Origin of the sequence: Photobacterium gaetbulicola (genome assembly GCF_003025515.1) — a bacterium.
GTDB classification, from domain to species: domain Bacteria; phylum Pseudomonadota; class Gammaproteobacteria; order Enterobacterales; family Vibrionaceae; genus Photobacterium; species Photobacterium gaetbulicola.
In genome coordinates this window covers 1-13,424 of record NZ_PYME01000036.1, presented here as the reverse complement: position 1 = coordinate 13,424, position 13,424 = coordinate 1, and the positions used below count along the sequence as shown (strand labels likewise).

Here is a 13,424-nt window from a genome sequence, read left to right as displayed (position 1 = left end):
AACGATAAACAGCCCAGTGCAGGCACCGGGCTGTTTATCGTTAGCTAGCAAACGTTATAAAGCAGAGAGAAAACGGTCAATTCTCTCTTTGTGGGCCGCTTCAACCTCAGGAGTTGGGATGGTCATGTCTTTGTGGGTGAAGTACACCAACAAGGCCATTTGGGCGGTTAGACGGTTCTCAGCCTCATCGAAAATCAGCGAATTATCCGCCTCCATCACCCCGCGAGTACATTCGCGCTGATCATTGGCTGGCAGGCAGTGCATGAACATGGCATTGGGTCCGGCTTTCGCCATCATCTCTTCCGTCACTACATATTCAGGAATGAAGGTCGATAGGCGGATCTCTTTTTCTTCTTCCTGACCAAACCAGTAGAAGCTGTCAGCGACAATGATATCGCAGCCTGCGACTTCATCGGTATTGTCAGTAATAACCAATTTGCCACCTGACGTTTCACAGTTACCCAGCGCAATTTCGACCCACTCCTGTGGCGCTTTGAAGCGCTCTGGGCAGATGTGCTTGAAGGTCATACCAAACTTAGTGCATGCAAACATCAGTGAAGACGCTACGTTAGTCGCATCGCCCACGAAAGCGACAGTCAAATCACTCAGCGCTTTGCCTTCTGGTAAGTGCTCTTTCATGGTGAACAAGTCGGCCATGATTTGGGTTGGGTGCAGCCAATCACACAGGCCATTGATAACTGGTACGCTGGCGTTTTTCGCAAGCCCGGCCACCGTATCATGCTCATCAACGCGGGCCATGATCACATCCACCATACGTGACAGAACCCGGCCTGTATCTTCCAGAGACTCTTTCGCCCCTAGGTGGATATCCTTCGGTGATAGGAACAGTGCGTGGCCCCCCAAAATTGTCGCAGCGGTTTCGAAAGAAACCCGGGTACGAGTAGAAGGCTGCTCGAAAATCATCGCGACCGATTTGCCTTTGAATAGCTGAGGAACGGCGTTGTCTCGGCGCGCCTGCTTCAGCATCGCCATCAGTTCTAAAATATCTTCAAGTTCTTGCTTGGTAAAATCCTGAGTTTTCAGAAAATGGCGCAGGTTTGGTTTGTTTAGTTCGGTTGCACTAGAAGATGGAAGTCTCATTTTCGTATCCTTTTTACCAGAGTTAATATATTCATCCAGCAATCACGATGGGGTGTCTTGCTTGGTTGAAATCAGTATCTAGAAAAAGAACAATGGATTCTAAAATTAGAATCACTAATCGGGATAGTTATTTTTAGTTGAACATCTACATTGACACAAGTCACATCAATTATATTTTTATCAGTTCGATTTTCGATATTCTTTTTTAATCTTTATTCCAGACGATAAAAACCCACTGCAATATTGACTACAGTGGGTTTTCAATTCAGTGACTAAAAATTTATCTTAATTAAGCGTTATCGCCCTTGGCAATTGCTTGGGCAAATACGTTCCCAAATAGGCTTCGGTGATCACAATCGCCTCTCGCGCCATTTCCGGAGCAATATCGCCATTTTCCCGGTAATTCATCGAGTAGACCTTATCAGCAACCTGCAAGGCTATGGCAAATATATTGACGTCTGTTGGCAATTCAGGAAGCGAAAAATACCGCCGGTAAATCTGTTCGACTTTCTTTCCCAGTACCAAGTCATTTTGGGCATCCGCGTGCCTGACCGATGAATAGGTATGCTGCCCCAGTAAAGTGTGCTGGGCCAGTGGTGCCAAACGATAATAATCAACAAAGCTCTGCTCTATCATTCTATTGATATCTGACCAATGATGGACATTCTCAGCCACAACCGCGTTATCCAGCACTCTTTCAAAGTCATCAAATACCGAGTTCATCAACTCGCAGATCAATGCTTCTATATTCGGGTAATGATGGTAAACCGTTGATGCTGCGATCGCCGCTTCCTTGGCCACATCATAAATAGAAATGGCGTTCACCTCCCGTTGTGATGCCAAACGAATTGCTGCTGAATGGATCCTCTCAAGTCTTTTCTCTGTCGACTCTTTTCGCATTGAATAACCTATCCGTGTATATGTGTACCAGAACGACTTGCCATAATTTCTGAAGCTTTGTGTAATGAACCGATATGCCCAATTCCTGATGTATGGCTGGCAAAGTCACAACAGGCTGCAACCTTAGGGGCCATTGAACCGGCGGCAAAGGTATATTGCTGTATTTGATCGACGGATACGTCATAGAGGGGCTGCTCAGTGGGTTTCCCCCAGTCCACGCATACATACTCGCCATCAGTTAGAATAAGAAAGTGCTCTGCACTCAGTTGCTTGGCCAGGGTTGCGGCAGAAAAGTCCTTGTCTATCACGGCTTCCACCCCATTGATCTCACCTTCATTGTCAATCACCGGGCAACCGCCACCTCCGCAACATATTACGGTATGACCGGCATTGAGTAATGTGCGTATACTATCAATTTCAACAATTCCCTTGGGGAATGGCGAAGCAACCACCCGCCGCCAGTACTCGCCGTCCGGTTTGATTTGCCAGCCGTATTGCGTCGATTTCGCCAGCGCGGTTTCTTTATCATAAACCGGCCCAATAAATTTATTGGGATCCCTAAAAGCAGGATCATTTTTATCGACCGATATTTGGGTTACGATGGTACTCACCTTTCTGCTGGGCATATATTTCCTCAAACCCTGCATCATCATATAACCAATCATCCCTTGTGTTTCTGCGCCTAACACATCAAGCGGATAAGGAGGGGCATCGGTATAAGCTAAATTCTGTAATGCTAGTAATCCAACTTGTGGACCGTTACCGTGTACGATAACAACTTTATAGTCTTCACTTAATTTGGCTAACGCTGCAGAGGCAATATCAATATTGTTGGCTTGATTCTCATAGCTCATTTGCTCGCCTCGTTGTAGCAATGCATTTCCACCGACAGCGACCACGATAATGGGTTTGTCATTTTTCATACCGCATTCCACCTTATCTATTATCAAGAAGCTGTTAATTAATCTAGCGCTAGTGATAATCAGCATTATTTGATTAGAATCAATTTTCTCACCCTCGCTCTATTGCCATATTTTTATTATGGTCGGAGTCACGCCTTTGGCTTCCATATATTAATGTTCTCCGATAAGTGATTCTAATAACGAATATCGATGTACCTTCGGCATAAGATTTATTCCGTGAAATAAAGGATTGGACATCAAGCATAAATAACGTGTAACAATCACGGAGATATAATTATGGAAACACAAACCTCAGGCGGAAAGATGGGAGTAGGCAGTCTCGCCCTCTTTAGCCTATGTGCTGTTATCGTCGTCGATACCTTAACCGCATCGGCCTCCATTGGTGTAAGTGCTATCGGATGGTGGCTGGTCACCCTCATTGTTTTCGTCATTCCCTACGGGTTAATCACCTCTGAGCTCGGCACTACCTACCCGGGCGATGGCGGTATTTACGACTGGGTGAAAAAGGCCTTCGGCTATAAATGGGCGGTTAGAACCACCTGGTTTTACTGGATCAACGTTGGCCTGTGGATGCCTGCTGTCTACATCATGTTTGCCGGCATGTTCGCCGAACTCTTTTTCCCGGGGCTCTCCCTGATGTGGCAGATTGCTATCTGCATTGCCTTGACCTGGCTAACCATCTGGATCTGCAATGTATCCGTTGATGTCGGGGTATGGGTCACCAACGTCGGGGCCATACTCAAGGTCACGGTTATCGCCGTACTGGGCTTCGGAGGATTCTTCTATGCCGCCGAGCATGGTGTCGCAAACGAATTCACCTTGTCTGCCATGATGCCAAGCCTCGATACCGGGGTAGCGTTCCTACCCGCACTGGTTTTCAACCTGATGGGGTTTGAGCTTGTCGCGACCATGACCAAAGAGATGAAAGACGTGCGTGACATGCCAAAATCTATCTTCCTCGCCGCAGCTATCACTGCCTTCCTGTATGTCTTTGGCACTGTAGGCATTCTGATGGCGCTGCCAGTACAGGATATCGGCCTAGTTGCCGGTATTGTCGACACGCTACGCAAGCTCTTTGGTACAGGCACCTTCGGAACCATGATGGTGTACTTGATTGGCACCATGGCATTGCTGACCTTCATCGGCAATATGGTGACCTGGACCATGGGTGCCAGCCGCGCGGCCGCCGAAGCCGCGAACGAGGGTGAACTCCCTGATGCTGTGGCTAAGATGTCTGAGAAACACGACACCCCAGTAGGTGCCAACAACATTACCGGCATCCTATCGACCGTAGTGATCCTGGCCTACGCCATCTTTGCCCAAACCAGCGACGATTTGTTCTGGTCTGTTTTTGCCTTCTCCAGCTGTATTTTCCTTCTGCCTTACCTGTTTATGTTCCCGTCATATCTGAAGCTGCGTGTCAGCGACCCAGAAACAGAGCGTCCTTTCCGGGTACCGGGAGGACTGGGCGTGCAGTGGGTACTGAGCATCATCTGTTTCGTCGTTATTGCCCAGGCAGTGATCCTGTTTATCTTCCCTGAACTTATCGATATGACCGTCAACTGGACATACAGTGCACCAGTACTTATCGGGGTCATTCTGACGGTGGGTATCGGCGAATACCTACTGAAACTCGCAGTTACCAAAAAGAATGCAGAACAAGCAGAGCAATCTAGCCAACAACCTTCTCATAGCCATTAATAGAGGATGTCAAGCCATGAGCAAACGAATTGATTCAACACCAAGACAAGACGGCTTCAGAATGCCGGGCGAACACGAACCTCAAGCTGCGGTTTGGATGGCTTGGCCAGAGCGCACCGATAACTGGCGCTTTGGTGGTAAACCGGCCCAATCAACCTTTGTCAAAGTCGCACAAGCCATCTCCCAGTCAACCCCGGTGAATATGGTGGTCAGTGCCCAGCAATTTGAAAACGCCCGCCAGATGCTGCCAGATAATGTTCGCTTGATCGAAATGAGCACTGACGATTCATGGATGCGGGATATCGGCCCATCTTATGTGGTTGATAACCAAGGCCACAGGCGCGGTGTCGACTGGCATTTCAATGCCTGGGGCGGGTTGGTCGACGGCCTTTACTTCCCCTGGGACAAAGACGATGCGGTTGCGCAGAAAGTGTGTGAGTTCCATGGCGATGCCAGCTACCGTGCCCCCATTGTTCTCGAAGGCGGTTCCATTCACGTAGATGGGGAAGGCACCCTCTACACCACAGAAGAGTGCCTGCTTCACCCTAGCCGTAACCCAGATCTCTCCAAAGAGGAAATTGAGCAAGTGCTTTATGATTACCTCGCGGTAGAAAAAGTTGTCTGGATCCCAAACGGCCTGTACAACGACGAGACCAATGGCCATGTCGATAACCTGATCCATGTTGTCCGCCCCGGTGAAGTGGTTTTGACCTGGTGTGAAGACAAGAATGATCCGCAGTATGACATCTCACGCCGGGCGCTGGACGTGCTCGAGACCCAAACCGATGCCAAAGGCCGCCGAATAAAGGTGCATAAGTTGCCCATGCCAGGGCCTTTGTTCATCTCGGAAAATGAAGCCAGCGGTGTTGATGTATCTGAGGGGATGGAGCGCACACCGGGCGAGCGTTTGGCCGGATCTTATGCCAACTATCTGGTGACCAATGATCAAATTGTCTACCCGCTACTGGATGAGAAGCTAGATTCGGAAGTTGAAGATCTGCTCAACGATCTGTATCCGGGTTACAAAATTACAGGGGTTGATGCCCGGGAGATCTTGTTGGGGGGCGGCAACATCCACTGCATTACCCAGCAGGTTCCCTGTGCCTGATCTCCACGCCTCAATTTGAAGTCCCTGCCGTCCAAACTTCATGAATAGATACTGAAGCGGGCCTGTGAGTACAGGCTCGCTTTTCATTTATGGTTCAAACTAACTTGCCGCTGACATTCCCCTGACACAACAACTGCCCGAAAAATATACAGTGCGCGCCCTAGTTTTACTTAAGCTCTTTTGACGATGAAAAAAATCACTTTGCTGCTAGCGTTATTTACCTCTGTGACCCTTACAGGTTGCCAACTCACCCATGTTGAGGGCGAGCTTGACGGTGTAACCATCAAGGCGTCAACCAAAGATGGCCACCATAGCCACGGCAACGGTAACTTCTGCCCACCAGGCCAAGCCAAAAAAGGCAATTGCTGAGCTAGCAAAATACAACGTGCAGCCGTTTTCATAGAGCGGCTTCACAGTTCAAGTACCCACTCCCTCCCCACATAGCGCTATCCGACAAGCTGCTAGGTTATAATAATTCTATTACCTAACAGGCTCATGAGGAGCTTATGGATTTCAATACTCAAATATTAATCATCCTATTGCTCGCAGCGGCTATCTGCTTCATTGCGATACACTACATCGAAAAATTCATGAACCGCAACAAAGACAAAAACAGAGATAAATAGCTATAATCTTTTCAAAATCAGCGTTCCGGCTTAGTTGATATAGCGGTACACATCCAGGCCTGTCTTATCGATATCCGTTTCTGAACCACTAATAATGTCGGCCAGCAACTTGCCCGAACCACACGCCATGGTCCAGCCCAGCGTCCCGTGACCGGAATTGGTAAACAGGTTCTTTATCGGGGTTTTACCTATCACCGGCGTGCCGTCAGGCGTCATCGGCCTTAGCCCTGTCCAGTACTCGGCTTTTTCTATCTCGCCGCCTTGCGGGAACAAATCCTGAATCACCATAGCAATAGTAGCTTTGCGTTTCTCGGCCAAGCCCAAATCAAATCCTGCGAGCTCTGCGGTACCGGCAACTCGGATCCTATCGTCAAATCGAGTCATCGCTACCTTGTAGGTCTCATCCATTACCGTCGAGATAGGGGCTGCATCGCTGTTTTTAACCGGCATGGTTAGCGAGTAGCCCTTCACCGGGTATACCGGCACCACAATACCAGCCTGGGACAAAACCTGCGGCGAATAACTTCCCATCGCCACCACGAAAGCATCGGCTCTGAGCTCTCCAACACTGGTGTGTACCGAGCTGATCCGATTATCTTCCACCACCAAACGAGATATTTCGGTATCGAACCTGAAAATCACCCCCGCTTGCCTGGCCAGCTCTGTTAATTGCTGACAGAAAAGATAGCAATCTCCGGTTTCATCATCCGGCAGGCGCAATCCGCCCACCAGCTTGTCTTTTACCGATGCCAAGGCAGGCTCGGCCGCAATACAGCCAGCAACATCGAGCTCCTGGTAACGGGTACCGCTTTCGGCCAGCAATTCAATATCTTTGGCTACCGCTTCCAATTGCTTGTGAGTACGGAACACTTGCAGTGTGCCCTGCTGGCGCCCTTCATAATGCAAATCAAAGTCACTGCGCAATTGCTTTAAGCACTCCCGGCTGTAGTTGGCGATACGCAGCATACGAGATTTATTGACCTGATAGCGAGACGTATTGCAGTTTGCCAGCATCTTGCTGGCCCAGAGATATAACTCGGGCGAAACCGAGGGCTTGATTTTCAGTGGCGCGTGCTCCTGCAGCAGCCACTTCATGGCTTTGACCGGAATGCCAGGCGCTGCCCAAGGCGATGAGTAGCCATAAGAAATCTGCCCTGCATTGGCAAAACTGGTTTCCTCTGCGCTGCGTGGCTGGCGGTCGATTACCGTGACATCGTGGCCAGCCTGGCGCAGATACCATGCCGACGTCAACCCCACCACCCCACTACCCAATACAATGACTTTCATCAGAATCCTCGTAAATCATTCCAGCCAATCTGGATTTATGACCGCATTATTGTGCGAGCAAGAATCCTTTATTTACATTCTGCTAACAATCGATATTATTTAAGGGCTGTGTTTAGAAATTCTAAACACTCCGACTATCAACAAGTTCGAGGTGCAATGTGAGAGCAAGTACATTTGCCGGCCTGGCAACCTTTGCCGTGGTCGCCAAGCATCAAAGCCTGACCAAAGCAGCGCAGGAGCTGCACCTCACGACAGGGGCATTAAGTCAGCAAATCAAACAACTTGAGCAGCGGCTGGATATCACTTTGTTCCATCGTCATTCACGAGGACTGACCCTAACCGACAGTGGCAAGCAGCTGTTCAACGTGGTTGATCTGAGTATTGGGCAAATCAAACAAGTATTAACAGAGCTAAAAGCACCGGAAACCAGCTCGGAGATCCGGCTCAAACTCACGCCCTCGTTTGCCTTCAAGTGGTTGGTGCCCAAACTCCATGACTTCAACCGCCAATACCCTGAACTAAAAGTACAAACCTTTGCCGATGGTGCACTGGTTGATCACAAATGTGATGATGTGGACTTGGTGATTGATTACTGCCAGTTCGGTGCTGATACAAACAACGGTGAACTGTTGCTTGAAGAACACCTTATCCCAGTCATGAGCCCGATGTATTTCAATAACTTCAATTGGCAATCAGAAAACATATGGCAAGAAGTCACTTTGCTGCACGATGCGATGCCGTGGCAGGGTGCGCAGAAAGATCAGGAATGGCAGGTCTGGTTCGATTCGATCGGGCTAAAGCTCTCCCATTTACCGCAGGGGCATTATTTCAACCGCACCGATATGGCGATGGCAGCCGCCGAGGCCGGACTTGGCGTCGCCCTTGCTAGGCAGGCGCTACTAGGGAATGAAATAGAGCAAAATCGCCTAGTTGCCCCCTATTCCGCCATTAAGGCCAATGCCGGCTATTTCCTCTACCGGCAGCACAATACATTCGCTGTTGAGTGCTTTTGCCAGTGGTTAAGTCAAACCATCACAATCCAGACCAATCGTTGAAAAGGCAGCAAAATCAAAATAGAAGACCCAAAAATAGATTAAAAAAAGTCACCGCCATAAGCTCAACTCGGGAGCGGTAGGCGGTGACTTAGTTCCGTTATAAGGCTGCTAAGTTACAAGGCGAGCAAGTAACGGATGTGTTTATACTGAAATAGCAGAATAAAGCACACCCAGGGTACCGATGATAAAGACAGCCATTACTGCTTTGCTAACCATCTCACCACCGTTCTCTGCAGCTTTACCAAACAGACCAAAGACCAGCGGGTGAACCAGGAATGGCGTCGCAAAGATAAATGTGATCATGCTAGCCGCTTCGGCACCGAACATGCCGCCCTGAGTAGCTGCAAACAAACCAAAGTGAGATAGGCCAGATGCCGCTGCCATTGAGGCATTCTCGATTGGCATACCCGCAAAGTGCAGGATGGTAAAGCTACCGAATACAGCGGTGATCTGCCAGCCGAATGAGAACTGCATCAAGCCTTTGATTTCCATCTCATCGTTGCCATCAGCCTTACGCAGATTCTTGGTTGCAAGATATACACAGCCCAGACCAACAAGAACGAGAGGTATCACCCATTGCACCAGAAGAACGCCGCTTTCAGCGCTCGCGGCCAGGATAGTAAATACAAAGATATGGCCAAGGAAAGGCACGTTAATCATGATCGGAGCTCGACCTGCCGCGGTGGCACCAAGGTCGCCCGCTGTACACGCGCCGGTCAAACCTGAGTGCGATAGGCCCCCGGCCATACCTGGTGCCAGGTTACGAACGTGATTTGCTTTCGCTAGGAAAATAAGGATAGCCAGACCACCGAACATCCAGAACATCTGACCAGCAAAACCGTATACAATCACGCTTTGTAGGCCAGGGATATTAAACGCTTCCATCATGTGCGAGCCGCCCACGAGGAAGCTACCGGTTAGCACCACTGGAATACCGGCAAAGAGTAGCGCGTTCATGGTTGGGCCCAACTTCCACTTGGGCATTGCCATACCTAGCCCTGAAGAAAGTACCATCGCAAAGAAAATCTGTGGCAGGCCGATAAAGCCCGAAACCAACTGCGAAATACGTAGCGAAACAATCAATACCGCAATAATGGCAATAACTTCAACCACACCGCGCGTTAGGTAACTGCGCCTGTTGGCAATTTTCGCTTTGCTATCAATCAGGATCAGAGAGATCGTCATGCCGACATATGCAAGCGCCATGTAAGACTCACCGAGAGGGTGCGAGCCACTGCGACCAGAGATCAGCGCAGAAACCATTTCGATACTCATCAGCAGCACGAAAGCACGGATCACATAAACCAACTGTGTACTCGTCGTACCAACAAAGACTTCATGTTTGCCCGGTTCAACTAAGCTTTCAACAGAGCCCAGTTGCTTCATCAACAAGCGGCGGATTTCCTGTCCCCCCACAAAGAAGGACGCAATAAGCGCAATCACTGTGGTCTGCCCCAGCAGCACAATAACAGGAAAATCACTCAAACCAGGTTGAGCAAGCCCACTTTCCACAAATAGCGTACCCATCAGCAGGCCGAAAACTACGATCATCAATACTGCTGAGTACTTAGTGCCCGCAACGACGGTACGTGCAAGTAAAACCATGATAACTACAGCAACCATGGAGAAAAACAAGTGATTGAAAGCCACTAGATAGGATAAGTTTTCCATCAAAACTCCAAATAAAGCCGCTCATAAATAAGCGGTAATTAGACTTATTTACCTGTAAGCATCCTTGCTTGCTCATTGAACCTTGCGCTCAAAAAAAAGGCACCAAACAACGTTTGGAGCCCTAGCATATTGTGGAATAACTAAAACGGCTATCACTACATCAAAAGTGTTACAGTGCAATTCAATCGTTACTGTTTAAGTAAAAACGGTTAGGTTTTATTTATATGAAACTACACCCTGTTAGATATTGTCCTTAGGTTGAGAAAAAGCCCTTTATTTTTAGTAAGTAAATAAATTTGACCACCCACCAAAGACTTCTAGTGCATAATTTCACAAGTAAGTGTGCCCCTTTCACAAACGGAAACAATCTGTGATGCGCTAATCAATTTAACATTTGGACATATTTATATGTTCAAATTGCAGTTTATCTGGGTATGTCCGCGCTATCGAGATCAAAGTGATTTTCTTGCTCGACTTCCTCAGCAAGCCAACGGGCAAAAGCCTGGAATTTAGGTCGCCTCTGCATACCTTCCGGGCACACCAAGTCATAGCCTAAACCGTTATTTATCGACTCAAATGGCGCAACAAGCTCACCCGATTTCAAATAGGGCAAGACAAAGCGAAGACGCCCCATTGCGACACCGAGTGACTGCCTCGCCGCCATAATGTCGTGCTCATAGAGATTAAAGGTGCATGTCTTACGGTAACAATTAATATCCTTCCCCATCTTTTCAAACCAACGGGACCAAATTTGCGAGCGTTCGCCATGGATAAAGGTCACCTCCTCCAACTGGGATATATCACCGTTATTCAGTTCAAACTGCCGCGCATAGTGAGGCGAGCATACGGGGATACGTCGTTCATCAAACAACCGAGAACTGTAACAGTCTGGATAATGTCCACTGCTGTAAAAAATAGCGGCATCGAGCGGTTCATACTTAAAATCAGGTCGGTAGCCTTTTACCTTCAGCCGCAAATTGAGCTGCGGATACTGCTCGCGGAACTTGCCAATTCGCGGCATTAACCAGCTAGTGGCAAACGCAGGAGATGTACCGATATAGAGCTCACCACTCAAATCATTACTGATGATGTCTTCAAGTTCGCTGAAAATACTCTCAAACGACTGATTCAAGGTCAGAAGCAACCTTTCCCCTTCCGGCGTCAATTCCATTCGGCGGGTCAACCTTACAAACAACGGAAAGCCCAACTGCTTTTCTAGGTTTTTAATCCGATGACTTACCGCCCCTTGGGTTAAGTTCAGCTCCTGGGCCGCTTTGGTAAAACTCAGGTACTTAGCCACCACGCTAAATGAATGCATGTTGGCCAGTAACTGTTGTTTTCGTTCTACTTTTTCCACCCGTCCACCATTCCTGCCACATCTATCTATTAAATATTTTAATGCATTGTACTGCACTTTTCGTTTGTCCGCTGCCCAGAATTTTCCGACTATTACACCCCATAAATTCACGGTTCATCTCTGGCAAGTGGACTGCAGGATGCGATTGTGCTGCCTGAAAAAGTTTCTTTATCTCACAAAATAACAAGGTAAATCATGAATATACTTGGATATCTACAAAAGGTCGGTAAGGCCCTGATGGTACCAGTAGCAACCCTACCTGCTGCTGCTATCCTAATGGGAATTGGTTATTGGATGGACCCTGTCGGCTGGGGTTCTGAAAGCGTCGCGGCAGCATTACTTATTAAATCAGGCGCAGCCATAATAGATAACATGGCAGTGCTCTTTGCTATTGGTGTTGCCTTTGGCCTTAGTCGAGATAAAAGCGGTGCCGCTGCATTGTCCGGTTATGTCTGCTTTATGGTGCTTACAACCCTACTTTCCCCGGCAGTCGTTGCCCAGCTTCAAGGGATCCCTGCCGATACCGTACCTGCGGCTTTCGATAAGGTTGCCAATCAGTTTGTAGGTATCCTTGTTGGTATCGTCTCGGCTGAAATCTATAATCGATTCCATGAAGTCGAACTGCCAAAAGCACTGGCTTTCTTCAGCGGCAAACGCCTGGTTCCGATCCTCACCTCTATTGCCGGTATCATACTTGCCAGCGTGTTGCTATTCGTTTGGCCGGTTATTTATGATGCGCTAATTGCGTTTGGTACCCAACTTCAATCCATGGGTGCGCTGGGCGCAGGCTTGTTCGGCTTCTTCAACCGCCTGATGCTGACTATTGGCATGCACCATGCCTTGTATCCTGTGTTCTGGTTTGATGTTGTCGGTATCAATGACATCCCGAACTTCCTTGGCGGTGCACAATCTATTGCCAATGGTACAGCCGTCGTCGGCCAAACCGGTATGTACCAAGCGGGCTTCTTCCCTATTATGATGTTTGGTCTACCGGGTGCTGCATTGGCTATCTATCACTGTGCCGACAAGCAAAATAAGGACAAAGTCTTCTCTATTATGCTGGCTGCGGCGATGGCCTCCTTCTTTACTGGTATCACAGAGCCACTTGAATTCAGCTTCATGTTCGTTGCCCCTGTGCTCTACCTGATCCATGCAGTTCTAACCGGTATCTCGATGTACATCGCAGCAAGTATGGAATGGATGGCAGGTTTCGGCTTCTCAGCAGGCCTTGTCGACCTGGTTCTATCGAGCCAGAACCCGCTAGCAACCAAGTGGTATATGCTGATTGTTCAAGGTCTTGTGTTCTTTGGTCTTTACTACAGCGTATTCCGCGTGACTATCACCAAATTCAACCTGATGACACCGGGACGTGGCGAAGTTGAGCAAACAGGTATCAACAAGGATGATATGGGCGAACTGGCCAATGCCTACATCGCGGCTATCGGCGGTAAGGAGAATATCCTAGAGGTAGATAACTGCATTACCCGCCTACGCTTGACGGTAAAAGACTCTTCCATTGCGGACAAAGAAGCCATAAAAGCACTAGGCGCTGCCGGTGTGGTGACCATCTGACCTGCCCCCAATAACTAATCCAGCACCTCTTTAGTAATGTCAGTTACATTGCTGTTGTTTAGCCCTGAACGTGTTAGTACTGCAAATTCAGAGGGGGTTAGGTATCCGATTGATGAGTGGGGG

At 48.5% G+C, this 13,424-nt stretch carries 10 protein-coding genes and 1 pseudogene; 5 read left to right on the top strand and 6 right to left on the bottom strand.

From position 1 onward, the window contains the following. Positions 1-54: 54 nt before the first annotated feature. From ptcA to arcC, 3 genes are all read right to left on the bottom strand, one after another. Positions 55-1,101, bottom strand: coding sequence for a putrescine carbamoyltransferase (gene ptcA, locus C9J03_RS23115; RefSeq protein ID WP_044620659.1), 1,047 nt, complete (start codon positions 1,099-1,101; stop codon positions 55-57). A gap of 285 nt (positions 1,102-1,386) precedes the next feature. Then, a complete protein-coding gene (locus C9J03_RS23110) occupies positions 1,387-2,001 on the bottom strand; it encodes a TetR/AcrR family transcriptional regulator (RefSeq protein WP_044620658.1) in 615 nt (204 codons plus the stop codon). A gap of 8 nt (positions 2,002-2,009) precedes the next feature. Further along, the gene (arcC, locus tag C9J03_RS23105; protein ID WP_044620657.1) at positions 2,010-2,924 is read right to left on the bottom strand and encodes a carbamate kinase; all 915 of its coding nucleotides are present in this window, start codon (positions 2,922-2,924) and stop codon (positions 2,010-2,012) included. A 276-nt stretch (positions 2,925-3,200) separates the two neighbouring features. On the opposite strand from arcC, the gene C9J03_RS23100 reads away from it, so the two are divergent. The 3 genes from C9J03_RS23100 (at position 3,201) to C9J03_RS23090 (ending at position 6,102) form a co-directional block, all read left to right on the top strand. Then, the gene (locus tag C9J03_RS23100) at positions 3,201-4,625 is read left to right on the top strand and encodes an APC family permease (protein ID WP_044620656.1); all 1,425 of its coding nucleotides are present in this window, start codon (positions 3,201-3,203) and stop codon (positions 4,623-4,625) included. A gap of 16 nt (positions 4,626-4,641) precedes the next feature. Continuing rightward, the gene (aguA, locus tag C9J03_RS23095) at positions 4,642-5,733 is read left to right on the top strand and encodes an agmatine deiminase (RefSeq protein ID WP_044620655.1); all 1,092 of its coding nucleotides are present in this window, start codon (positions 4,642-4,644) and stop codon (positions 5,731-5,733) included. A 186-nt stretch (positions 5,734-5,919) separates the two neighbouring features. Beyond that, the gene (locus C9J03_RS23090; RefSeq protein ID WP_044620654.1) at positions 5,920-6,102 is read left to right on the top strand and encodes a hypothetical protein; all 183 of its coding nucleotides are present in this window, start codon (positions 5,920-5,922) and stop codon (positions 6,100-6,102) included. A gap of 287 nt (positions 6,103-6,389) precedes the next feature. On the opposite strand, the gene C9J03_RS23085 is transcribed toward C9J03_RS23090, so the two are convergent. Beyond that, entirely contained in the window at positions 6,390-7,646 is a 1,257-nt protein-coding gene (locus C9J03_RS23085) for a D-amino acid dehydrogenase (protein WP_044620653.1), read from the bottom strand. A 158-nt stretch (positions 7,647-7,804) separates the two neighbouring features. Here C9J03_RS23085 and C9J03_RS23080 point away from each other — a divergent pair, with 158 nt between their 5' ends. After that, positions 7,805-8,701, top strand: a complete 897-nt coding sequence (locus C9J03_RS23080) for a LysR family transcriptional regulator (RefSeq protein ID WP_044620652.1) — start codon at positions 7,805-7,807, stop codon at positions 8,699-8,701. A 141-nt stretch (positions 8,702-8,842) separates the two neighbouring features. Here the strand turns inward: C9J03_RS23080 and C9J03_RS23075 are convergent, their stop codons facing one another. Then, positions 8,843-10,372: a hypothetical protein gene (locus C9J03_RS23075; RefSeq protein WP_044620651.1), complete on the bottom strand. Its 1,530-nt coding sequence runs from the start codon at positions 10,370-10,372 to the stop codon at positions 8,843-8,845. Between the two features lie 424 nt (positions 10,373-10,796). Continuing rightward, positions 10,797-11,690, bottom strand: a complete 894-nt coding sequence (locus C9J03_RS23070; RefSeq protein WP_044621825.1) for a LysR substrate-binding domain-containing protein — start codon at positions 11,688-11,690, stop codon at positions 10,797-10,799. 234 nt (positions 11,691-11,924) lie between these two features. Here C9J03_RS23070 and nagE point away from each other — a divergent pair. After that, a pseudogene (gene nagE, locus C9J03_RS23065) lies at positions 11,925-13,298 on the top strand (N-acetylglucosamine-specific PTS transporter subunit IIBC); the annotation flags it as partial. Positions 13,299-13,424 lie beyond the last annotated feature (126 nt).